Origin of the sequence: Bacillus sp. S71 (genome assembly GCF_016625265.1) — a bacterium.
Classification (GTDB): domain Bacteria; phylum Bacillota; class Bacilli; order Bacillales; family Bacillaceae_G; genus Bacillus_A; species Bacillus_A cereus.
Map to the genome: position 1 here is coordinate 62418 of NZ_JACVUW010000005.1, position 21714 is coordinate 84131.

Consider the following 21714-nt stretch of genomic DNA (forward strand, 5'->3'; position numbering starts at 1 on the left):
TCTAGGCCGTCAGTTTCATGCTGACGGTCTTTCGTATTCCATAAGCATAAATTCTCTTCCGCGGCTCAAAAAAATAAGCCCTTGCTTAAATCCGATATTTTTATATAACGTAATCGCTCTTGTATTAAATGTTGCTACACTTAATCGAAACATGTTTGCGTTAAACTCTTTCGTGGCAAACGCTATTCCAGCTTGGAAAAATTCTTTCCCCATTCCTTTCCCAGTTAACGCCGGCTTCATGCCAAGTCCGATATCAATCACATCTTCTCCACCATATAAATTAGCATCTCTTCCACCTGGTACTTGTGCATTTTCTCCAAAACAAAAATAGCCGATGAACTCTCCTTGATCGACACAACAGCCATAATACGTTCCATCTAATAGCTCTTCTATTACTTCTTTCTCGCCTGAAAAACTATATAAACTATATGGTTCCTCGTACGTCCACGTATTTATCTCATTTGCCTCTTCCTCTGTTAACTTATGTATATCCACTTTCTCTTTCCCCCTATTATATTTCTATTAACAATATTCGATATTCATCTTATAATTCATCTTTCTCAATATATTTTTTTAATTTCTCGCTTCATTTTTATGGAAGATTTTTCTTATTATGTTACGATTAAACAGAATCATTACAAATAAGGTGGTGACAATTTGAATTACTTTTCTTACCTCTCCTTAGAAGAACGGCAAAATTTTTTCTATAAAGAACCTCTTAGTTTTTCAAAAAATATAGGGAAAGAACAACTAGCTTACGCACTAGGCGCCACACTATATACTCCTGGCACGAAAGAAACGATTGCGGAAGATATAATTAGAAAGAAACATGTGGATGCTACCTCAATTATTCTTTGTCTAGAGGACGCTATCAGCGATGAAGAAGTAAAACTTGCAGAGCAAAACATCGTCGTTCAAATACAGCAAATCGCCAACTTAGTCAGTGCCAACATACTAAATCAAGCAGACATCCCACTTCTTTTTATTAGAGTTCGACAGCCAAGTCAAATGAAGACAATTGTTACTGAATTAGGTAGTGCTGTTCATTGTTTATGTGGTTTTGTCTTTCCAAAATTCACACCGATTAATGGAAAGGCTTATATCAATCAGCTTGCATATATAAACGAGTTATACTCATTATCACTTTATGGAATGCCGATTTTAGAATCACCAGAAATTATGTATAAAGAAACACGGATAGAATCATTATTACAAATAAAGGATTTACTAGACTCCTATCGTGATCACATCTTAAATGTACGTATTGGTGCTACTGACTTTTCAAGTATATTTAGTATTCGGCGTAATAAATACACACCTATCTATCATATTACTGTTGTTCGTGATTGTATTTCGGACATTATTAACGTTTTCTCAAGGGCAACAAATGAATATATTATTTCAGGATGTGTATGGGAATATTTTTCTAATGATTATGAAGAAGGGCTCATCCAAGAGGTATCACTCGACCATGCAAATGGATTAATCGGTAAGACAGTTATTCACCCATCTCATATTAAAGTTGTACAGGCAATGCATATTGTCACAATGGAAGATTATTTAGATGCGAGATCCATTTTACAAAATGCAGATACGTATAATGGAGTGCTAAAAAGCAGCTTTTCTAACAAAATGAATGAAGTAAAACCTCATTATGGCTGGGCTCGCAAAACCATTTTAAAATCTAATATTTACGGGGTGCTACATGAAAACAAACAATTCACCGATCTCCTTATTACAAACGCAAAGCAACACGTATAACGTTTTAAATAATATACAAGTTCATGTAGAAGTACGTGATAATCCATATAATTTAGCGCTAGACAAGCTGTTTCAAATGGCTGCGAGAATAAATAAGAAACGTAGTTTTTTATTTGTGAGTACAATCCTTGGAAAGCATCTTCCTATTAAACCTGCAGTCTCTCTATCAAGTGGATTTGCTCTCGCTGCAAGATATATGGAAATGCTACATAATACTTCTCATCCATTTCAAAAAGAAATTTTAAATCTCATTTCATTAGAAATTCATGAAATCCCAGAGGAAGTATTTCGTTATCAATATCCTCTGCAAGAAGAAGTTTTGTTCATCGGATTCGCTGAAACAGCGACAGCACTTGGTCATTCTATGTTTCAATGCTTTCAAAATGCAAAGTATGTGCATACAACTAGGGAATCGATACCCCACCTAGAATCTGTCATTACATTTGAGGAAGAACATTCTCATGCAACATCGCACCGTTGTTATGTAGATGAAAGTTTTTTTCAAAACAACAATCCAATTGTTCTCGTAGATGATGAGATGACAACAGGAAAAACAGCATTAAATATTATTAGATCTATTCAAAATAAATTCCCAAGAGAAGAATATATAATTGCTTCTTTATTAGACTGGCGTTCTCATACTAATAGAAAACAATTTAAACAATTAGAAGAAGAACTTCAAATTAAGATTCATGTTATTTCTTTATTAGAAGGCAGTATTCATACAACTGGCCAACCATTAAATATTGCAAAAACAGATATTCAAATTAAAGAAACAAAACCTGATTTCAAAAAGCATACCCTTACCTGCCCAAAATCAACCTATACATCAAATTATATAAAATATACTGGGCGATTTGGCATTTCAGCATATGAACAAAAGCCCATTCATTCTTTCGCTAAAGAAGCGGGAAAAACTTTAAAAAGAGAAAGAATTGGAAAACGAACACTCTGTCTCGGAACGGGTGAATTTATGTATATCCCAATGAAAATTGCTGCTGAAATGGGTGAAAATATTTTATATCAATCTACAACAAGAAGCCCTATCCATCCTGTTTCAAATGATATGAACTATGCCATTCATAATCATTTCTCATATCCAAGTCCTGAAGATTCTACTATTACAAATTACTTTTATAATATTTCACCTCATGATTACGATGAAGTATTTGTTTTTATTGAGCGTGATTTAGGAGAAGAAGCCCTGTTTCCTCTTCTACAGCAGTTACAAACAGTTATTCCCTTTATTCATATCGTCTCATTTTCAAATAGCATAGAAAAGGAAGGTTGATAATTATGGTAAAAGTAAATTCTCATATTAGTAGTTACAATCCAAATGATGCTATTTTTCTATTAAAAGATATTAGTGATTTAATGAAAGAAAGTTCCACGGAAACTAGAGAACAAGCAATTCAAGCTGGCACACATTATTCCGAAATGTTACCAATGGAATATAAACCATCTAAAGCGTATATGGATTTATTCTTTTCTTCCCTGCAACAATACAAACACAAACTAGCCATCGCTGTTGGAGTTGTAGCCGAACAGATTATACAAACTAAAGGAACTAACCTTGTCCTCATTTCATTAGCTCGTGCTGGTACACCTATTGGCATTCTTATCAAACGCTACATACGCTATCAATACAACCTTGATGTACCTCACTATTGTATTTCTATTGTTCGCGGACGCGGTATTGATGAAAATGCACTCCATTATATTTTGGAACATCACCCTAAAGAAACAATTCAATTCATTGATGGGTGGACTGGAAAAGGTGCAATAAAAAAAGAATTAGAATATGCAGTACACACATTTAACGAACGGAATAATACACACATTTCTCATTGTATGGCTGTGCTTGCTGATCCCGGTTACTGTACTTCAATTTACGGTACACGTGAAGATTTTCTTATTCCTAGCGCTTGCTTAAATGCAACAGTCTCTGGACTAATTAGCCGCACTGTACTAAATGACACCTATATCGGTCCAAATGATTTTCATGGTGTTAAATATTATAAAGAGCTAGAACAAGAAGACTTATCAAATTTCTTCGTTGATGAGGTAACAGATTTATTCCCTTCTGTTCATTCTCATATAGATAATCAATTACGTTATATTACTTCAACTTACACTGATCCATCTTGGCAAGGATTAAAAGATATACAGTCTATCCAAAATCACTTTAAAATTGACGATATTAACTTAATTAAGCCAGGAGTCGGTGAAACAACTCGCGTATTACTCCGGAGAATACCGTGGAAAATTTTAATACGCCAGCAAAACAATCCCGATTTAAAGCATATTTTACTTCTCGCTAAAGAAAAGAATGTCCCTATTGAAATCTATGAGAATATGGCTTATTCATGTTGTGGGCTCATTAAGCCTCTTAGGAGGGAAACAATATGATTTTCGCCAGTGATCTTGATCAAACGCTTATTTATTCCCGGAAATCGTTTCGTGCCCCTATAGAAGATGCATCAATTCAACTCATTGAAACTTTAGATGGAAAAGAAATTTCTTTCATATCACATAAAACCATTTCACTACTAAAAAAATTACAACTGCACTCACATTTCATCCCAGTTACAACAAGAACTATTGAGCAGTTTCAGCGTATTGCTTTATTCCAAAACGAAATCATTCCCGAATACGCCATTACAAGTAACGGCGGCAATATCCTTCATAACGGGAAACAAGATGGTACTTGGAACAGGACAGTAAAAGAAAGACTATCGGTTGAATGTATAGAGAGAAACGACATACTAAAGGAATTTGGACAAATAGCTCATAAAGATTGGGTTATATCACAAAAAACAGCTGATGATCTATTCCATTATTGCATTATTAAACGGGAGAACATTCCTTATGATGAATTATCATCCTTCACTTCCTGGTTAGACAAACAAGGCTGGAATCATTCACTTCAAGGTAGAAAGCTATACTTTGTACCAAAACCAATTAATAAATGGGACGCCGTGCAATATATAAAAGAAATTTTGCAAATAGATACGATTATTACAGCTGGGGATTCTTTACTTGATTTATGCATGCTTGAAAAGGCGAACCATGCCTTCGCACCACTTCATGGTGAGTTAGGGGCAATGCATGATAACTTACAACCCCATATTTTAAAAACAGACGCAATCGGCATATATGCCGCAGAAGAAATCGTAAATAAATCACTTCAAATTATTCACAGTTCATTACCTACCTCATGATCATAATATGCACAATTGCATACGCACCGCGATTAAACAGATGGTACAATTTATTTGAATCGCTGTTGCTACACTTCTTGATTAAAGAAAAGGCGTTAACACGGAAATTAGCGTCTTATCAACCTCAAGCAATTGGCACATTTTGTCATCTTAAAAGACACTCGAACGAGTGTCTTTTTTTCTATATCCAACAAGGACTTACTCATTTCAAAGTATAAATACATAAAATAATGTAAATCATTACACGCATGAATCACTTTCTAAAAGTTATAAAGTAGATTCAAAATAAAAAAAGCACTCTTAACTAGAGTGCTTTTTACTTTCAAACAAGGAGGCTACATATATGGATAGCACTCTCGTATTTAACTTTGGCATTGGTATTGTTATCATTTTATTCGTCTTCTTTGTACTTTGTATGAGCGGGGTATAAAAAGGCGATTTTCGAGCGTCTTTTTATACCTACATATGTATTACTTGACTTCTATAAAATCAGTAACCATAATGGTTACAGATATACAAATAGCTATTCACATATCCACAAATAGGAGGAAGAACAATGAAACATGTAATCGTTTATGCACACCCAAATACAGAAAGCTTCAACCATGCAATTTTAGAAACGGTAAAACTTGAATTAGAAGAAAAAGGTCATGAAGTACGCGTTCGCGATCTATACGAATTAAACTTCAATCCAGTATTAGGCGCTTCCGATTTCATCTCATTTTCTCAAGGAAACACACCCGAAGATATTAAAGAAGAACAAGAGCATATCTCTTGGGCTGATAGCATTACATTTATTTATCCAGTTTGGTGGGCGGGACTTCCTGCTATTTTAAAAGGATACGTTGACCGTGTGTTTAGCCATGGATTTGCTTATGCTTACGGTGAAAACGGCATTGAAAAGTTATTAAGCGGTAAAAAAGGATTGTTATTATCTACAATGGGCAATACGAAAGAAGCATACACAGCAGGCGGCATGTTTGATGCAATGAAGAAAACAGCGGATGTTGGTATTTTTGAATTCACAGGTATTGAAACACTTGAGCATATATTCTATACAAGTGTCCCTTCTGTGGATAATGATGTGCGTAAACAATATCTTGAAGAAGTAAAAGACGTTGTGAATCGTGCATTCTAATAAAATTATATCAGCGATTTTTTTAATATATCAGCGCAACTCAGATTATATCAGCGATTTTCTAAATATATCGGCGTAACTCAGATTATATCGGCTATTTTTCAAATATATCGACTTACCGACAAAAATCGATACTAGTCACAACGAAATAAAAAAAGCTGTTCCAAAGTTTGGAACAGCTTTTTTCATTACATCTTCTCAATCCACTCCGTCAAGTTATGCACAACTTGCGTCGGTTGAACTTCGTATTCTGTTAACTTCTCCACAGTTGTGACTCCAGTGTGGACAAGAAGCGTATGCATACCAGCATTTACTCCTGCTAAAATGTCTGTATCATAGTTATCCCCAACCATTAATGCTTCATCTTTTCCTATACCAAGAACTTTTAAAGCTTGTTCCATAATGATTGATTCTGGTTTTCCGATAAAGATTGGATCCACACCTGTTGATACTGCTACAACCGATGTTAATGAACCGTTACCTGGTAATAACCCGCGCTCAGTTGGGATGGCAATGTCCCCATTTGTGGAAATAAACGTTGCACCATTACGCACAGCAAGACACGCTTTTGCTAACTTTTCATATGTGATGTCACGATCTAAACCAACAACAACGAAATCAGGATTTTCATCCACAAGTTCAAATCCTTTTTCCACAAGTGCATCGTGTAAGCCTTCTTCACCAATCATATATACAGTTGCATCTTGTTTACGTTCATAAATGAAGTTCGCAGTCGCCATACTCGTTGTGAATACTTGCTCTGCTTTCGCTGGAATATCGAAACGAACAAGTTTTTCTGCCACTTGTTCTGGTTTACGCGTTGAGTTATTCGTAACGAATAAATAAGGAATGCCGCGCTCTCCTAAAGCTTTTACGAAGTCGCTCGCTTCTTCAATTTGTTCTTCTCCGCGATACATCGTACCGTCTAAGTCAATTAAGTAACCTTTATACATCATTATGTCTCTCCTTCTATGCTAACGTTCTCACCTATCATACCACTCTTATATTACCCGCTTTTTCCAAAGAAAAAAACGCTTTACCTTAAAGCGCCCCATAACGTTCATTTTTTCTCTTTTATTTGGTAAGAACAACTACAATCGCCCTCGCACATGTTTGCTAGCGTTTTCACTTCTGCGTTCGTAAATAAACGATTATACATCTCTTTTTCATCTTCACATACTTGCGGGAATCTCTCTGCAATTTCTTTTAATGGACAGTTTTGTTTTTCAATTACGAAAGAGTTCTCTCCATCTCTCTTTATTTGAACCATATAACCATTTTTCTCTTGCATAGCTGCTATCTCTTGCACTTTATATGCTAAATTCTTTTGATTACTTACTCTCTTTTGCAACTGTTCTTCCATTCGCTTCGTTCTCTCTTTTAAAACGTAACGAAGTATTTTTTCATCGCCCATTCGAGCTAAATCTTCTAACATATCAATCGCAAATTGCTTATATTCTTTCGGGAATGTATCTTCTCCCTTTTCACTTAATCCATACAAATAAGTTGGTCTTCCGACATGTTGCCTTACCATCTTAGAATAAATGAGTCCGTCTTTCTCAAGATTACTTAAATGTCTTCTGATTGCCATTTCTGTAATCTCTAAAACATCAGCTAGTTCAGCTACTGTGTGCTCTCCCTTTACTTTCAACAATTGTACAATCTCGTCTTTCGTAGTACGTGCTTCCCCCATACTTCACCCTTCTCCCTTTTCTTTCTCACATACAATATAAGATCCCCAAAAGGCATTCTCTGGGGATCTTATAAGCATAATTATTCTGGTACAAATGCAGATACAGGTCCTAATTCCTTTTCTAAATAACTGCGAATATTTGCTGGGTATTTTTCTACCACTGCAATATGTTTTTGAATCGTCTTATATAATTCGTCATGATTCATTTGAATATAATCTTGCGTAAGCATCTTTCGAAGAAGGATAATTTCTTTCATCCCTTGTCCATCTTCTTCACTTATCACTCGCTCGTCCATTAAAATATCAATAATATCTTCATAGCTTCCTGGATCGCGCATAATAAATCCATCAATCATCGCATTTCCTACATCTAATACAGTATCAATAATCAGATGGGCTATGCGCTCTAATGCGTAAAATTCAAACTCGGTTTCATATATCTTTTTCTCTTGAAATGTACTTGTTGCTCGTTCTAAACATACTAGCATTTGTTCTATTTTCTTTCTGTCTACAAAATACATGAATGTCACCTACCTGGAAATTAAAGCATTTACATTTTAATTGTAACGCTTTCTTCTGAAAAAATCGACAATTTTTCGAATTCACCTTTTCTCCGTTATTTGTTATAGTTATATTTGTATGATTTTTGAAATTGGAGGAATGGAATCTTGGAACGTGAACTCGCACTAGAAATTGTCCGTGTAACAGAAGCAGCAGCCTTAGCATCCGCACAGTGGATGGGCCGCGGAAAGAAAAATGAAGCAGATGATGCAGCAACTACAGCAATGCGTGATATGTTCGATTCAGTAAACATGGCAGGTACAGTTGTAATTGGTGAGGGAGAACTTGATGAAGCACCGATGTTGTATATTGGTGAAGAACTAGGAACAGGTAACGGTCCGGAAGTAGACATCGCCGTTGATCCATTAGAAGGTACAAACATCGTTGCAAAAGGTCTTGCAAATGCAATGGCAGTTATTGCAATCGCAGACAAAGGGAACCTTCTTCATGCTCCTGATATGTACATGGAAAAAATCGCGGTTGGTCCAAAAGCAGCTGGTAAAATTAGCTTAGATGATCCAATTGAAAAAACAATTGAAATTGTAGCAGAAGCTAACAATAAAAAGATTCGTGATCTAACGGTTATCGTTCAAGAACGTGAACGTCATCAAGATATTATTGACCGTGTTCGTGCAAAAGGTGCACGCGTAAAATTATTTGGTGACGGTGATGTTGGTGCGTCAATCGCAACAGCACTACCTGGAACGGGTATCGACTTATTCGTAGGTATTGGCGGAGCTCCAGAAGGTGTTATTTCTGCAGCAGCATTAAAGTGCCTTGAAGGTGAAATGCAAGCTCGCTTAGTTCCAATGAACGAAGAAGAAGAAGCTCGTTGTCGTGAAATGGGATTAGAAGACCCTCGTCAACTTCTTATGTTAGATGACTTAGTATCTGGGGATGATGCAATCTTCTCAGCAACTGGTGTATCTGCTGGTGAGTTATTAGACGGTGTTAAATTCCTTGGCGGAGATTTAGCTGAAACATACTCTATCGTAATGCGTTACAAAACAAGAACAGTACGATTCATTAAAACGCATCACCATTTAGATCATAAACCACACTTAAACTTAGATATTTAATAAAGGAGCCATGTGTATGGAAGAACGTTTCTTTCTGTACGACGACACTGTCGCTACAAAAACTCGTTTCGTTAGCTTTATGGGAGAAAATGAGCGTCACGATTTAGCGCTTTTATACTCCGATCGTCATTACGGTAAAACAATTGTACTTGATATGCAAAGTAATAAATTTGCAATTATCGGTGCTGACGATTTAAACGAACCAGGCTACTTAGAGCACGCATTTTCTATGACTGAAGAAATTGCAGAAGAATTACGCTCATTTTTATTTGAACTTATATAATTTATCGTATGCACCAGCTATTTTAGCTGGTGTTTTTCCATCACGAGTATTTAGAATTTTCAATCTTTTGTGTTATAATTAAGAATAAATCTATTTGGATAGAAAGGACGTTATCTACGTATGCCAACAACTACTTTGTAATGGACCAGCAATTGGATAGCATTACTCTCAAAAAAGCACCGTGCTTTTTCAAGGGAGTAGTCTGCCCATTCCCATTACAAAGGAGCGTATTGCATCTGTAGTATGATGTTTACGGAGGTTCCTCTTTGGGGACCTCCTTTTATTCTTGTCTTTTTCTCATGCCTTCATACTACAAGACATCCAAATAGCTGTATTACGTTCCTTTACCACTACTATAAGAGGTGAAGGAAAATGCAGAAAGTACAACTTTCTTGGAGTTTATATGAAAACGAGCAAAACACAATCGAAAAATATTGTAAAAATTGCAGACGTACTACCCTATTTACCGACACAAATATTCGTAGGCATAACGCCAACGGAAAAAACATATACCGCTTTGCCATTTATAAATGTCCGAAAGACCATACGTGGAATCAAAAACTTCGTATTTATAAAGCATTTACTGATCACGTTGAAACAGTCGATATGACGCAGCAGGATCAGCCAGAAACAACTACTACCATTTCCATTACGCAACATCAAGAAAGCGGCATAACCGAAATCACGATCGTATTAGATATTGTTTTCGGTTCCCACCGCATCGATAAAGCCTTATCCACATATATTTCCGACTGGAGCCGTACACGCATTGTGGATAAAATTAAAAATGGGGATATTCAATTGAACGGACAACAAATGAAGCCAAATACAATACTTTCTGAAGGCGATCATATCTCGATTTGTTTGTAAGCAAAAATATGCAAAAAATCCTCTTACAATTGTAAGAGGATTTTTTTATTTCTTCACTTTTCGTAATACAAAATGTGCGCAACCGAAGTTACAGTACTCGTATAAATACTCCGTTAACGTACTAATTTTCGTATCATATGTCGCACGTTGGTTACTATCATCAAAGAATCCGCGCAATCTAAGTTGCTCATATCCCCAGTCTCCAACGATATAATCATATTTATTTAAAATTTCTGCATAGCGCTCTTTAAATGCTTCTTCACTAAAACCGTCACGAAAGTTTTTAATTACTTCGTACTGAACATTATTAATGCTCACCGTAGCATGAATCTCTTGCTCTTGCTTTTGCTCCATCATTAACTTCCTCTCTAAGCATTCTTCTTTTTATCGTATCACAAAGCATAACAACCAACAATTTCAAATACAAAAAATTGCAAATTAGTACATGCTATGGAGAAGGAGGTGATACATCGTGAAAAAACAAATTTTACTTTCCCTTCTCACTCTTTCCTTATTTGCAGGCTGCCAAACAAATAATAAAGCCGAAATGGAGCGCGAAGAAGGAAGCCGTGTTCTTGTTTCCAATAAAAACGACATGTATCATACAGAAAATACAAATACAAGGCTCACAAGAGTCGGTTATTCATCTAAACAAAAACATGAAGTATCTAACAAACAAGTAGGGGCCATTAATCGCGAGAAGGTCGCTGAAATGATTACAAGCATGACAGTCAAACTTCCTGACGTTACAAACGCTGCTACACTCGTTACCGATGATGAAGTATTTGTTGTATACCGTGCAAACACAACGGATCCAAAACTCGTAGCAGATCAAGTATATAAAACCGCTTTGTCCATCGTCCCTCGCTATTATAAAGCATATGTATCAACAGACCAAAAGTTGATTTCTCAAATTCAAGGGCTTCAATCTGGCGCATTAAATGATACAGAATATACGCAAAGCCTCGATATGCTAAAACGTGAAATGAGTAAAAATCCTCATTTGAACAATACGGGGGATCAGACTTTAAATAATATGATTAAAAAGTAAAACAGGTGGAGAGAACCTCCACCTGTTTTACTTTTTATTTTTTATTACGATCCGCATAAATCTCCATCGCATCACACATAAACTGCGCTAACCCCTCGCCAAACTTATCGATATTTTTCGTAAAGCGCTCATCAGCGACGTACATTTGACCGAGTCCCTTAAAAGCGTCTAATGAATAGTGACTAAAGTTTTGCAAGTAATCGTACCATACTTTGATAGCTGCCTGCGCCTCTTTAGAATCTGGTGCATCGTGTCTAAGCGTTGCTAAATTTCTATAAATAGCATTAAACTCCTCTTGGTTCTCTTTTGACATACCTTTTGCATATTCGTTCGCTTTATCTACAGCTGCATCTCCCCATTTTTCACGTGCTTCTTCTTCATATGGGTTATGGCTGAAATCGAATCCTTCAAATTTCTCTTTATTCGTCATTTCAATCTCTCCTTTTGTATGCTGAATTGTTTTATCAATCGTCGCAATCACCTTATCTAATCTGGCACGCTTTTCAAGAAGCATCTTCTTATGAAGCTGTAGTGCCTCTTCGCGATCAAATGATGGACTCATGATAATCTCTTTAATTTTCTTCAAAGGGAAGCCAAGCTCTTTAAAAAACAAAATTTGCTGCAATGTCTCTAAATTTTCATTGGAATACAGACGATATCCAGACTCTGTCGTCTCATCTGGGGTTAACAACCCAATTTCATCGTAATGATGCAGTGTGCGCACACTAATTCCAACTAAATCAGCTACTTCTTTTACTCTCATTGTCATTTGTATCTCCCCCTTAGTACATACGATAAAGTATGACGCAACGTTAGAGTCAATAAGTAAATTCATTTTCTTTCTAAAAGTTTCATCTCTCCCCTATTTCATGCATAATAGATATGTACATATATTAGAAAGCGGTGAAAGTATGGTTTCAAATACTGTAATTGCCAGCATCATTTTTCAACTCATTGTCTCGATTCTGGTCCCAATTATCGTACTCGTTTATTTCCGTAAAAAATATAATATTAATTGGAAAGTGGTCGGCGTTGGTGTTCTTATCTTTATCGGATTCACCCAAATTCTTGAAACACCATTCCACCTATTTATGCGCGGTAATCCAACAATCGCTCCATTTTTAGAAAATCCGTTTGTCTTCGCAATTTATGGCGGATTGACTGCTGGTATTTTTGAAGAATTAGGACGCTTCGTTGCCTTCTTCTTCTTACTAAAAAAATATCTAGAATATAAAGATGGCTTCGCTTATGGAATTGGTCACGGCGGAATTGAATCTATTTTAATTGGCGGTTTTTCTGCATTACAAGCATTAATTTTTGCTAATTCTATTAACGATGGTAGCTTCGCTCGACTGATTGAACAAAAACCCGATCTCAGCATTTTACAGGACATGTTAATTCAGCAACCTGCCTACTTATACTTCCTTGGTAGCTTAGAAAGAATTATGGCACTCGTGCTTCAAATCGCCTTTACAATGCTTGTTTTATACGCAGTAAAACAGAAGAAATACATCTTCCTAGTATACGCTATACTATTCCACGCATTTGTAGACTTTTTCGCGGCACTTTACCAAACAAAAACAATCAACATCTTCGTTGCCGAAGGAATTACACTTCTGTGTACAATTGGCGCTGTCGTTCTTATTCGCAAAATGAAAGAGAAATTAATGAGTGTACCGGAGTAAAAAATAAACCACCAAAATTGGTGGTTTATTTTTTATATGGATGATAACTTTTGCCCTCTTGCAGCTCCCTCTTTGTTTCTGCATCTATAACGATGTACTTATGAAACGCTTCTACTTCATTTTGAGTAAAAGAAGCGAAAAAATAAACTTGGCGATCAGGGTGAACAAAAAAATCTTGAAGCACCACTCTACTTCGACAACCGACAGCTGTTTTTTGTAGGAAAGAAAATTCTTCATCAGGCACTTCTTTAAATAAGATTTTTTTCCGAACACTATATGCTGCATTTTTGTATTCTTTATAGATCTTCTTATCTAACTGTTTATAAAAAGCATCCTCACTCACAAATGACTTATTTTGATTGCTTGGATAATTTAGTTTTCGGTTGGATTCTGCATATGTTGTGGACAATTGCGCAAGAAAACAAATAATGAATACGATACATATCATTTTTTTCATCATTGCACCTCAATTTTTTATTATCCACATTACTTTTCCACATATTTAAATCCATATGCTGTTTCCAATAAAAAGGAATTATTTCCACATTTGTCGAAGTATATAGCGTCAACTTGAAAGATGGGGATGAATTATGAAGAAAATTATTTTAATACGACATTGTTCAGCAACTGGGCAAGAATGTGATGCTGAATTAACGACCGATGGAAAAGACCAAGCAAATACCCTTGCCACATTCCTCTTAGAAAATACTCTACAAATCGATCATATTATTTCAAGCCCATTTGTCCGAGCTATCGATTCCATTCGGCCCTATGCGCTCCAAGCTAACTTATCTATCCAAGAAGATGAACGATTAACTGAACGCATATTGAGCAACGTTCCAATGGATGATTGGATGCAAAAACTAGAATCCACTTTTACGAACATAGATATTGCCTTCTTAGGCGGAGAGTCCACAAAACAAGCAACAGACCGTGCCATATCGCTTATTCAAGACGTTTTACAATTAAACCATACGACAACACTACTTGTTACACATGGCAATTTACTTACACTCATTTTAAAGCATTTTGATCATACGATTGGTTTTAATGAATGGAGAAATTTAACGAATCCTGATATTTACGAAATTACAATCGACGAACAATGTATCATAACACGCTTATGGGAAGCATCGTCCAAGTAATATCCCTTTCCAAAACATTCAGTTGACGCCACGAGAAGAGACTGTTCTAACAATAGAAAGGGGTATTATTTCATATGTACGAAGACGTACTTGCTCTACTACATAAAACAAATGTTTCTTATGAAAAGTTCGAACACGAACCGGTACTCGATTATGAGACAGATCGGATTGTACGTGAAAGACTTGGCTTACAAGGTACTCCAAGTAAAAGCTTATTTTTAAAATCAACATCTGGAAATTTTTATGTGTTTTTTACGTTAGAAGGAAATCGGCTTAACCGCGGAGAGATGAAAGAAATAACGGGAGAACGCTTATCGCTCTGTTCTCCTGATGAACTAAGAATGGAAACTGGCTGTACTCCAGGATGTGTAGCTCCTTTTGGTTATTCACAAGAAGTAACAATTATTGTGGACAGTTCCGTTTATACGTACGATAAAATTTTAATTACACCTGGTGTACCTGAATTTACAATTGAATTATCCACAGAAGAATTAAAAAAGATTTTATTAACATGTACAAATACCGTTTTAGAGTACAAACAAAAAGAGAGCTGATCGTTAGCTCTCTTTTTTCATTATTTAGCTTCTGCTGTTTTTTCTTTTGCAGAACGTACTTGCTCGTCCGCATGGTAAGAAGAACGCACAAGTGGGCCAGCTTCACAGTGGCTAAATCCTTTGCTAAGTGCAATTTCTTTAAGCTCTGCAAATTCTGCTGGTGGATAATATTTAATAACTGGTAAATGCTTCTTAGATGGTTGTAGATATTGTCCAAGAGTTAAAATATCCACATTGTTTGCACGTAAGTCATCCATTGCTTCAATTAAATCTTCTCTTGTTTCACCTAAGCCGACCATAATGCTCGATTTAGTTGGAATATCAGGCTGCATTTCTTTTGCTCGACGTAAAAACTCTAATGAACGGTCATACTTTGCTCTAGCGCGAACTCGGTTAGATAATCGACGTACTGTTTCAATGTTATGGTTTAAAATATCTGGTTTTGCATCCATTAACATTTTTAAGTTTTCTTCTACCCCAGCCATATCAGATGGTAATACTTCGATAGACGTGAATGGGTTTTTACGACGTACTGCTCGTACTGTTTCAGCAAAAACAGCTGCTCCGCCGTCCTTTAAATCATCACGTGCAACCGCTGTTATAACAACGTGCTTTAAGCCCATTTGTACTACTGAATCTGCTACGCGTTCTGGTTCTTGTAAATCAAGCTCAGTTGGTAAGCCTGTTTTAACCGCACAAAAACGACAAGCACGTGTACAAACCGCACCTAAAATCATAAATGTTGCTGTTTTTCTTACAGCCCAGCATTCATGAATATTCGGACATTTTGCCTCTTCACAAACGGTATGAAGATTCTTAGAACGCATCATTTTCTTTAAGCCTGTATAGTTTTCATTCGTGTTTAACTTAATTTTCAACCATTCGGGCTTGCGCTTATATTCTGTTTGTTTTGTCATGGTTATCAACTCCGCACAATATGAAATAGTTTACCGTGTTCGCTTCTTTCAATGTAACATATCTATTCTAACGTATGAAAGCGATTTGCTCAAATGAAGATTCTAAGATTTTTTCCAATCGTTCCCTATAATGAAATACTCCGTATATCCCACACTAAAAAGAGTGATGTTGTGAAAGGAGTCTATTTCATGCTTCGAAAAATTTCTCTTTTGCTTTCTATTTGTTTTCTTCTCCACCAAAACATCGCTTACGGTGAAGATAATCAGCAAAGCATATACGAAAAGCGCATGGCACTATATAAAAAAACCGAGCAGTCTTCAGGCATTCCATGGTATTACTTAGCTGCAATGGATCAATATGAAAGAAATATACGGAGCGTAAGAAAAGATATTCCAAAAAAACCAGATGCCATCATTTCCCTTTATTTCAAACCAGAAATATGGGCTGGACCTGTTAATAGTAACGATACTCTCCCCCATACAATTTCTCTATTTGGCGGAATAGGTTTAGATGGTGACAAAGATGGATTTGCAAATGCAAATAGCGACCGTGATCTTCTGCATACCGCAGCGACTATTTTAAGGAAACAAGGAACGTCAGAAGACCGTATTAAAATTATGCTTTGGGAATATTATAGACGTGCAAAAACAGTTGATTTAATTACTGAATACGCCCAAATTTATAAACATTATGGACGTATTAATTTAGAAGGAAATGCTTTTCCTCTTCCGATTCGTAGTGACCATAGCTACCGTAGTACTTTCGGCGCTGGAAGAAGTTTTGGGGGAAGAAGAGTTCATGAAGGAACCGATATATTCGCAGGCTATGGTGTACCAGTAAGATCTACTTGCTATGGCATTATTGAAACAAAAGGCTGGAACCGCCTTGGTGGATGGCGCATTGGTATTCGTGACCTTCATAACAATTACCATTATTACGCTCATTTAGGCGGGTTCTCAAAAGAAATACAGCTTGGACAAATTGTTGAGCCAGGAAAAGTAATTGGATTTGTTGGTAGCACTGGTTATGGACCTCCTGGTACAGCCGGAAAATTCCCACCCCACTTACATTTTGGCATATATAAAGACAATGGCTATACAGAATGGGCCTTCGATCCATACATGCATTTAAGCCTTTGGGAACGAAAAGAACGAGCAAATACAAAAAGATAACCGTAGCTGCATTGCTACGGTTATTTTTTATCCAGTAAAAGCCCGGCTCAGCCGAGTTTCACTTTATATGCAACTAACTATCTGTTTTCTTTTTATCAGGTACAGCAACACTTCCGCTTCCATAATACGTAGGCACTTCCCCTTGAACGATACGCGTCGCAATCGGAACATTTTGTTTCACAGTTATCTCTTTCGTATGAAATGGAATAATTACTTGCAATGTTACTTCCATTTCCATAACAATTTGAATCGCTGTAGTATTAATTCCATGCGGCTCAATTTTTTGTTTAATATCTGTATTCACATGCCCAATTGGCGTGAAATGAATCGGAATATCTGGTCCTATATTACCAAGAAGTGCATTATCAGTTACACGTCCAAAAGGAACTGCCATAGTCGCCCCGTTTTTTTCAGAAATACCTAGCTCCTTCAACTTCCCTTGTTCTACTTGTTGCAAATATTTTTCTATGTACGTGGTCGTTGACGTTACGATTTCATTTACTTGCTTCGTATTTAAATTAATTGTGGATACTTTTCCGTTTTTATCATTCTGTACTTTCATTAATGAATCGACATCGAATCCTTCATTAATTCTATCCTTTACCGCCTTCGTCATAATTGCTGTCGCCATTTTATGTGTCTCTACTTCCCCATATTTAATTAAGGTCGGCTGAATGCTGCTGTTCACAATCCACAACCCTTGCGTAAGTAATATAACAAAAAGAATAAACGACATAAGCAGTATATACCGAAAGGCAATAGGTCCCCTTCGAAACCGCGAGTTTTTCGAGCGAAATATACTCATAAAAAAACCTCCTTCTTATATCATTTCTATGCAAGAAGGAGGGACGATATATGCTTATCTCATTTTTAATAATGCTTCTTTTCCAATCGTTCCTACTGGAATGCCTAACGCTTCAGCTCCAGTCGTTACCGATTCTAGTGGCGCTTCAAGAAGTTGTTCAATCGTTCTTACACCAACCGCACGGCCAGCAATAATTCCTCGATCACCTAATTTCTCATTTAAAAGACCTACATCTAATGCACCACACATAATATATCCTTTATCGCTCATTACAGCTAGCAAATTCGTCTTTGGAAGTTTCACGCTAACCGCAATAAACGTATAATTATCAATTATAATTGGCTCCACATTAACCATAGTTCACACTCCTCTCTTTCTTATCTGTATGACAAGAGAAAAATGAGTGTTACAAGTTAACTAGCCTATAGTTTAACGGAAGTTGTATGAGTTATTAACATATCCGTTAACACATCTCTAAGTAGTTCTGGCATATAATATTGTTTGCCAGAAAGTGTGGATAGCTCTGGGTATAAGTATCCAAACGTAAACATATCGATTGTTCCTACCGTATATATACGGTCTAACTCCAGCGATTCGCCGTTAATCAATACATCTTCTAATAAAATTTTATTGCCAGGAATCGTATCTGGAATGACTTCTACACCAGCATAAATCATTTTCCCCATCACTTTTCCCCGAAATCCGAATCCTTTCACCTCAAGATTCTCCATATTCGGCTTACGTGCTTTCAAAATAACTTCTCTTAATATCTTTCCTGGAACTTTCAAAGCACACGGATTAATTGGATGTGGACAAATTCTGTGAATATCTCCGCGCGTTACAACACCCTCTTCTAGCCCTTCAAGAAGTACACCGGCGTTCACCATGCCAATCTCTGCATCGCACCATGTTTTCAGCGCACTTGCTAACATATGAGAAAACGGCGTCTCCTGAAACCAATCAACCAGTAATGACTCTTTTAAATGAACGACAGGCTCTGCCATTATATGATTACTTTCTTCCTGCAGTATTTCAATTGTGGATAACGGCTCGCTATAAGCACCTAACCGTTCCGTCTTAATCGCTCTACCGTCCTTTTCCAACAACTTCTTCGTCTCTTTATCCACAGTAAGCTGAACGTGGCCAACGTAACGTCCCCACTTTTCACAACAGCAAAGTAAAGTATTGTTCAGTAGAACACCACGCTCAAATAAATGATGCGTATGTGCACCTAAAATAACATCTATATCATAATGCTCTGCCATATACTCATCCATACTTTTTCCAAGGTGAGATAGGACAACGGTAATATGTGCCTCATCTTTCACTTCTTCTAAAATAGACTCTAAATGGATAAGCGGATCTTCAATATGCCAATCGAGCATATGATAAAACTCTGGATAAGCTACCGTTAATCCGATAAAAGCAATGGTAATCCCATCCGTCGTTGTGTGCAATTTATAAGGCTTCGCCCACGCTGGACGTACCCCTTCTTTTTCAAATAAATTCGCAACGAGCACCTCAAATCCAGCATCATCATATAGACGATTCAAATGCTCCTTCGCTAACGTAATGCCTTCATTATTTCCGATCGTTACATAATCATATAACGCCTCATTTAAAAGCTTCGTATTCCCAAGGCCATTTGTCGCTTCCGAAATACTATGAAAACGATCCACATGATCACCGACATCAACCGTCAAAACAGTCTCTCCCGCTTCCTGTCTTCGCTTTTTCTCCCCTAGAACAAACCGAGAAATTTGCGGCCAATTTTCAAAATGACTATGTATATCGTTTGTATGATAAAGGTGGATGATTGTTTCTTTATTTATATTCAGAGAAAAAACCTCCTCTCAGTTCCTTACTGCCATTTACGCTACGCGTACGCAATAATCCTGTAAATACTTTTCGTCTTTTCTTGCTATTTTACATTGTACTCGCATTGAGGGAAAAAGCAAAAGATTGTCCTTTTCATATGAGAAACTTTTGCTAATGCAGGAAAGAATTCCAGATAGTGGAGGGAGGGGTGGATTTGTCAAAAAGTTTAATAGAGAATTCAGTGGGTGGTTGTTCAAGTGGATTTGTCAGTATCTTTGTCTTAAACCTAGTCGTTCTCTGTTCTTATAAAATGTTTGGGGTATGTGAGGATTTTCTTTTGTCTTATCTTGTCGACAAATCGATATTCCTTGTCGAAACGTTGATATATTGAAATAATCGTTGATATATTCCCGTTTATGATCGATATATTTGAAAAATCGTTGATATATTTAGCTGAACACCCACCCGGGTATCCTCTCCCAAGCCAAGACAAATCCGCAAAACAAAAAAGCGCCCTGCACAGCAGGGCGCTTCTACTTTATCTATTAACCAATAGAACCTTCCATCTCAAACTTGATTAGACGGTTCATTTCAACTGCGTATTCCATTGGAAGTTCGCGAGTGAATGGCTCGATGAAGCCCATTACGATCATTTCTGTAGCTTCTTGCTCAGAAATACCGCGGCTCATTAGGTAGAATAATTGTTCTTCTGATACTTTCGATACTTTCGCTTCGTGCTCAAGTGAAACGTAATCGTTTTTGATTTCGTTGTAAGGAATTGTATCAGATGTAGATTGGTTATCCATGATTAACGTGTCACACTCGATGTTAGAGCGAGAGTTTTTCGCTTTTGGTCCGAAGTGTACGATACCACGGTAAGTTACTTTACCACCATGCTTCGCAATCGATTTAGAAACGATTGTTGAAGACGTGTTTGGTGCTAAGTGAATCATTTTCGCACCAGCATCTTGGTGTTGGCCTTTACCAGCAATCGCGATTGATAATGTTAAACCACGAGCGCCTTCGCCTTTTAAGATAACTGCTGGGTATTTCATCGTTAATTTAGAACCGATGTTACCATCAATCCATTCCATCGTTGCGTTTTCTTCACAAACCGCACGTTTTGTAACTAGGTTGTATACGTTGTTCGCCCAGTTTTGGATTGTTGTATAACGGCAATACGCATCTTTTTTAATGATGATTTCTACTACCGCACTGTGAAGTGAGTTAGTAGTGTAAACAGGTGCTGTACAACCTTCTACGTAGTGTACGTGTGCGCCTTCGTCTACGATGATAAGCGTACGCTCGAATTGTCCCATATTTTCAGAGTTAATACGGAAATACGCTTGAAGTGGTGTATCAACTTTAATACCTTTTGGAACGTAGATGAATGATCCACCAGACCAAACTGCAGAGTTTAATGCAGAGAATTTGTTGTCTGTTGGTGGGATTACTTTTCCGAAATGCTCACGGAAAATATCTTCGTTCTCTTTTAATGCGCTATCTGTATCTTTGAAGACGATTCCTAGAGCTTCTAGGTCTTCTTTCATGTTGTGGTATACAACTTCAGATTCGTACTGTGCAGATACACCAGCTAAATATTTTTGCTCAGCTTCTGGAATACCTAATTTATCAAATGTTGCTTTAATTTCATCAGGTACTTCATCCCAAGACTTCTCAGATTTCTCAGATGGTTTTACGTAGTACGTAATTTCATCGAAATCTAAGTCGTTTAAGTCGCCGCCCCATTGTGGCATTGGCATTTCATAGAACTTATCCAGTGATTTTAAACGGAAGTCTAACATCCACTGTGGTTCTTCTTTCATACGTGAAATCTCTTCAACGATCTCTTTTGTTAAACCGCGTCCAGCACGGAAAATCGAAACGTCTTTGTCTTTGAAACCATATTTGTAATCGCCGATATCTGGCAGTTGCTTCGCCATGTTGGTGTGTCCCTCCT

At 36.9% G+C, this 21714-nt stretch carries 25 protein-coding genes; 13 read left to right on the forward strand and 12 right to left on the reverse strand.

What is annotated here, in order from left to right; all coding sequences use genetic code 11:
- Positions 1-15: 15 nt before the first annotated feature.
- The gene (locus tag IBT51_RS13155) at positions 16-495 is read right to left on the reverse strand and encodes a GNAT family N-acetyltransferase (protein ID WP_200458476.1); all 480 of its coding nucleotides are present in this window, start codon (positions 493-495) and stop codon (positions 16-18) included.
- Positions 496-657: 162 nt separating this feature from the next.
- On the opposite strand from IBT51_RS13155, the gene IBT51_RS13160 reads away from it, so the two are divergent.
- From IBT51_RS13160 to IBT51_RS13180, 5 genes are all read left to right on the forward strand, one after another.
- Entirely contained in the window at positions 658-1761 is a 1104-nt protein-coding gene (locus tag IBT51_RS13160; protein ID WP_078401278.1) for an HpcH/HpaI aldolase/citrate lyase family protein, read from the forward strand.
- On the forward strand, positions 1706-3052 hold the full coding sequence (locus IBT51_RS13165) for a phosphoribosyltransferase family protein (RefSeq protein ID WP_200458475.1): 1347 nt from the start codon (positions 1706-1708) through the stop codon (positions 3050-3052). Before IBT51_RS13160 ends, IBT51_RS13165 begins: the two co-directional genes overlap by 56 nt.
- Positions 3053-3057: 5 nt before the next feature.
- Positions 3058-4170 carry a cysteine protease StiP family protein gene (locus tag IBT51_RS13170; RefSeq protein ID WP_078401280.1) on the forward strand — a complete coding sequence of 371 codons (1113 nt, stop codon included), beginning with the start codon at positions 3058-3060 and terminating at the stop codon, positions 4168-4170.
- Positions 4167-4982 carry an HAD family hydrolase gene (locus IBT51_RS13175; protein WP_140155620.1) on the forward strand — a complete coding sequence of 272 codons (816 nt, stop codon included), beginning with the start codon at positions 4167-4169 and terminating at the stop codon, positions 4980-4982. The genes IBT51_RS13170 and IBT51_RS13175 overlap by 4 nt, the downstream gene beginning before the upstream one ends.
- A 556-nt stretch (positions 4983-5538) precedes the next feature.
- Entirely contained in the window at positions 5539-6120 is a 582-nt protein-coding gene (locus IBT51_RS13180; protein ID WP_088022021.1) for an NAD(P)H-dependent oxidoreductase, read from the forward strand.
- A gap of 188 nt (positions 6121-6308) precedes the next feature.
- On the opposite strand, the gene IBT51_RS13185 is transcribed toward IBT51_RS13180, so the two are convergent.
- The 3 genes from IBT51_RS13185 to IBT51_RS13195 all read right to left on the reverse strand — a co-directional run bounded on the left by IBT51_RS13185 (position 6309) and on the right by IBT51_RS13195 (position 8334).
- Positions 6309-7073 carry a TIGR01457 family HAD-type hydrolase gene (locus IBT51_RS13185; RefSeq protein WP_000276470.1) on the reverse strand — a complete coding sequence of 255 codons (765 nt, stop codon included), beginning with the start codon at positions 7071-7073 and terminating at the stop codon, positions 6309-6311.
- A gap of 107 nt (positions 7074-7180) precedes the next feature.
- The gene (locus IBT51_RS13190; protein ID WP_000503349.1) at positions 7181-7813 is read right to left on the reverse strand and encodes a helix-turn-helix transcriptional regulator; all 633 of its coding nucleotides are present in this window, start codon (positions 7811-7813) and stop codon (positions 7181-7183) included.
- Positions 7814-7893: 80 nt separating this feature from the next.
- The gene (locus tag IBT51_RS13195; RefSeq protein WP_000274010.1) at positions 7894-8334 is read right to left on the reverse strand and encodes a DUF86 domain-containing protein; all 441 of its coding nucleotides are present in this window, start codon (positions 8332-8334) and stop codon (positions 7894-7896) included.
- A 147-nt stretch (positions 8335-8481) separates the two neighbouring features.
- Here IBT51_RS13195 and glpX point away from each other — a divergent pair, with 147 nt between their 5' ends.
- The 3 genes from glpX (at position 8482) to IBT51_RS13210 (ending at position 10606) form a co-directional block, all read left to right on the forward strand.
- On the forward strand, positions 8482-9453 hold the full coding sequence (gene glpX / locus IBT51_RS13200; RefSeq protein WP_000439090.1) for a class II fructose-bisphosphatase: 972 nt from the start codon (positions 8482-8484) through the stop codon (positions 9451-9453).
- Positions 9454-9469: 16 nt separating this feature from the next.
- Entirely contained in the window at positions 9470-9736 is a 267-nt protein-coding gene (locus tag IBT51_RS13205; protein WP_000392611.1) for a DUF3055 domain-containing protein, read from the forward strand.
- 372 nt (positions 9737-10108) lie between these two features.
- Positions 10109-10606, forward strand: coding sequence for a hypothetical protein (locus tag IBT51_RS13210; protein ID WP_001174567.1), 498 nt, complete (start codon positions 10109-10111; stop codon positions 10604-10606).
- 45 nt (positions 10607-10651) lie between these two features.
- On the opposite strand, the gene IBT51_RS13215 is transcribed toward IBT51_RS13210, so the two are convergent.
- The gene (locus IBT51_RS13215; protein WP_000970508.1) at positions 10652-10963 is read right to left on the reverse strand and encodes a YutD family protein; all 312 of its coding nucleotides are present in this window, start codon (positions 10961-10963) and stop codon (positions 10652-10654) included.
- Between the two features lie 115 nt (positions 10964-11078).
- Here IBT51_RS13215 and IBT51_RS13220 point away from each other — a divergent pair, with 115 nt between their 5' ends.
- Positions 11079-11657, forward strand: a complete 579-nt coding sequence (locus IBT51_RS13220; protein ID WP_089171934.1) for a YhcN/YlaJ family sporulation lipoprotein — start codon at positions 11079-11081, stop codon at positions 11655-11657.
- A gap of 34 nt (positions 11658-11691) precedes the next feature.
- Here IBT51_RS13220 and IBT51_RS13225 read toward each other — a convergent pair whose 3' ends face one another.
- Positions 11692-12426: a MerR family transcriptional regulator gene (locus IBT51_RS13225; RefSeq protein ID WP_000178777.1), complete on the reverse strand. Its 735-nt coding sequence runs from the start codon at positions 12424-12426 to the stop codon at positions 11692-11694.
- 100 nt (positions 12427-12526) lie between these two features.
- On the opposite strand from IBT51_RS13225, the gene IBT51_RS13230 reads away from it, so the two are divergent.
- Positions 12527-13342 (forward strand): YhfC family intramembrane metalloprotease, encoded by an 816-nt coding sequence (locus IBT51_RS13230; protein ID WP_140155619.1) that lies wholly within the window; start codon positions 12527-12529, stop codon positions 13340-13342.
- Between the two features lie 25 nt (positions 13343-13367).
- On the opposite strand, the gene IBT51_RS13235 is transcribed toward IBT51_RS13230, so the two are convergent.
- Positions 13368-13799, reverse strand: a complete 432-nt coding sequence (locus tag IBT51_RS13235) for a hypothetical protein (RefSeq protein ID WP_078401284.1) — start codon at positions 13797-13799, stop codon at positions 13368-13370.
- A gap of 133 nt (positions 13800-13932) precedes the next feature.
- Here IBT51_RS13235 and IBT51_RS13240 point away from each other — a divergent pair, with 133 nt between their 5' ends.
- Together IBT51_RS13240 and IBT51_RS13245 are read left to right on the forward strand one after the other, a co-directional pair.
- Entirely contained in the window at positions 13933-14487 is a 555-nt protein-coding gene (locus tag IBT51_RS13240) for a histidine phosphatase family protein (RefSeq protein ID WP_088022016.1), read from the forward strand.
- A 74-nt stretch (positions 14488-14561) separates the two neighbouring features.
- Positions 14562-15041, forward strand: a complete 480-nt coding sequence (locus IBT51_RS13245) for a YbaK/EbsC family protein (RefSeq protein WP_000272751.1) — start codon at positions 14562-14564, stop codon at positions 15039-15041.
- 20 nt (positions 15042-15061) lie between these two features.
- Here the strand turns inward: IBT51_RS13245 and lipA are convergent, their stop codons facing one another.
- Positions 15062-15958, reverse strand: a complete 897-nt coding sequence (gene lipA, locus IBT51_RS13250) for a lipoyl synthase (RefSeq protein WP_000166367.1) — start codon at positions 15956-15958, stop codon at positions 15062-15064.
- A 189-nt stretch (positions 15959-16147) separates the two neighbouring features.
- Between lipA and IBT51_RS13255 the strand changes: the two genes are divergently transcribed.
- Positions 16148-17131, forward strand: coding sequence for a M23 family metallopeptidase (locus IBT51_RS13255; RefSeq protein ID WP_200458474.1), 984 nt, complete (start codon positions 16148-16150; stop codon positions 17129-17131).
- 73 nt (positions 17132-17204) lie between these two features.
- Here the strand turns inward: IBT51_RS13255 and yunB are convergent, their stop codons facing one another.
- The 4 genes from yunB to sufB all read right to left on the reverse strand — a co-directional run bounded on the left by yunB (position 17205) and on the right by sufB (position 21697).
- Complete coding sequence (gene yunB, locus IBT51_RS13260; protein ID WP_200458473.1) at positions 17205-17936, reverse strand: sporulation protein YunB; 732 nt, start codon at positions 17934-17936, stop codon at positions 17205-17207.
- 54 nt (positions 17937-17990) lie between these two features.
- Entirely contained in the window at positions 17991-18293 is a 303-nt protein-coding gene (locus tag IBT51_RS13265) for a YunC family protein (RefSeq protein ID WP_000248467.1), read from the reverse strand.
- Between the two features lie 65 nt (positions 18294-18358).
- Entirely contained in the window at positions 18359-19774 is a 1416-nt protein-coding gene (locus IBT51_RS13270; protein WP_234465762.1) for a bifunctional metallophosphatase/5'-nucleotidase, read from the reverse strand.
- 525 nt (positions 19775-20299) lie between these two features.
- Complete coding sequence (gene sufB / locus IBT51_RS13275; RefSeq protein WP_001118824.1) at positions 20300-21697, reverse strand: Fe-S cluster assembly protein SufB; 1398 nt, start codon at positions 21695-21697, stop codon at positions 20300-20302.
- Between the last annotated feature and the right edge of the window lie 17 nt (positions 21698-21714).

What these genes read in the sequence shown, in the direction of transcription:
- IBT51_RS13165 (WP_200458475.1), top strand. Translation starts at nt 1,706, where the DNA reads ATGAAAACAAACAATTCACCGATCTCCTTATTACAAACGCAAAGCAAC.
- IBT51_RS13170 (WP_078401280.1), top strand. Translation starts at nt 3,058, where the DNA reads ATGGTAAAAGTAAATTCTCATATTAGTAGTTACAATCCAAATGATGCT.
- IBT51_RS13175 (WP_140155620.1), top strand. Translation starts at nt 4,167, where the DNA reads ATGATTTTCGCCAGTGATCTTGATCAAACGCTTATTTATTCCCGGAAA.
- IBT51_RS13180 (WP_088022021.1), top strand. Translation starts at nt 5,539, where the DNA reads ATGAAACATGTAATCGTTTATGCACACCCAAATACAGAAAGCTTCAAC.
- IBT51_RS13185 (WP_000276470.1), bottom strand. Translation starts at nt 7,073, where the DNA reads ATGTATAAAGGTTACTTAATTGACTTAGACGGTACGATGTATCGCGGA.
- IBT51_RS13190 (WP_000503349.1), bottom strand. Translation starts at nt 7,813, where the DNA reads ATGGGGGAAGCACGTACTACGAAAGACGAGATTGTACAATTGTTGAAA.
- IBT51_RS13195 (WP_000274010.1), bottom strand. Translation starts at nt 8,334, where the DNA reads ATGTATTTTGTAGACAGAAAGAAAATAGAACAAATGCTAGTATGTTTA.
- IBT51_RS13205 (WP_000392611.1), top strand. Translation starts at nt 9,470, where the DNA reads ATGGAAGAACGTTTCTTTCTGTACGACGACACTGTCGCTACAAAAACT.
- IBT51_RS13210 (WP_001174567.1), top strand. Translation starts at nt 10,109, where the DNA reads ATGCAGAAAGTACAACTTTCTTGGAGTTTATATGAAAACGAGCAAAAC.
- IBT51_RS13215 (WP_000970508.1), bottom strand. Translation starts at nt 10,963, where the DNA reads ATGATGGAGCAAAAGCAAGAGCAAGAGATTCATGCTACGGTGAGCATT.
- IBT51_RS13225 (WP_000178777.1), bottom strand. Translation starts at nt 12,426, where the DNA reads ATGACAATGAGAGTAAAAGAAGTAGCTGATTTAGTTGGAATTAGTGTG.
- IBT51_RS13230 (WP_140155619.1), top strand. Translation starts at nt 12,527, where the DNA reads ATGCATAATAGATATGTACATATATTAGAAAGCGGTGAAAGTATGGTT.
- IBT51_RS13235 (WP_078401284.1), bottom strand. Translation starts at nt 13,799, where the DNA reads ATGAAAAAAATGATATGTATCGTATTCATTATTTGTTTTCTTGCGCAA.
- IBT51_RS13240 (WP_088022016.1), top strand. Translation starts at nt 13,933, where the DNA reads ATGAAGAAAATTATTTTAATACGACATTGTTCAGCAACTGGGCAAGAA.
- IBT51_RS13245 (WP_000272751.1), top strand. Translation starts at nt 14,562, where the DNA reads ATGTACGAAGACGTACTTGCTCTACTACATAAAACAAATGTTTCTTAT.
- lipA (WP_000166367.1), bottom strand. Translation starts at nt 15,958, where the DNA reads ATGACAAAACAAACAGAATATAAGCGCAAGCCCGAATGGTTGAAAATT.
- IBT51_RS13255 (WP_200458474.1), top strand. Translation starts at nt 16,148, where the DNA reads ATGCTTCGAAAAATTTCTCTTTTGCTTTCTATTTGTTTTCTTCTCCAC.
- yunB (WP_200458473.1), bottom strand. Translation starts at nt 17,936, where the DNA reads ATGAGTATATTTCGCTCGAAAAACTCGCGGTTTCGAAGGGGACCTATT.
- IBT51_RS13265 (WP_000248467.1), bottom strand. Translation starts at nt 18,293, where the DNA reads ATGGTTAATGTGGAGCCAATTATAATTGATAATTATACGTTTATTGCG.
- sufB (WP_001118824.1), bottom strand. Translation starts at nt 21,697, where the DNA reads ATGGCGAAGCAACTGCCAGATATCGGCGATTACAAATATGGTTTCAAA.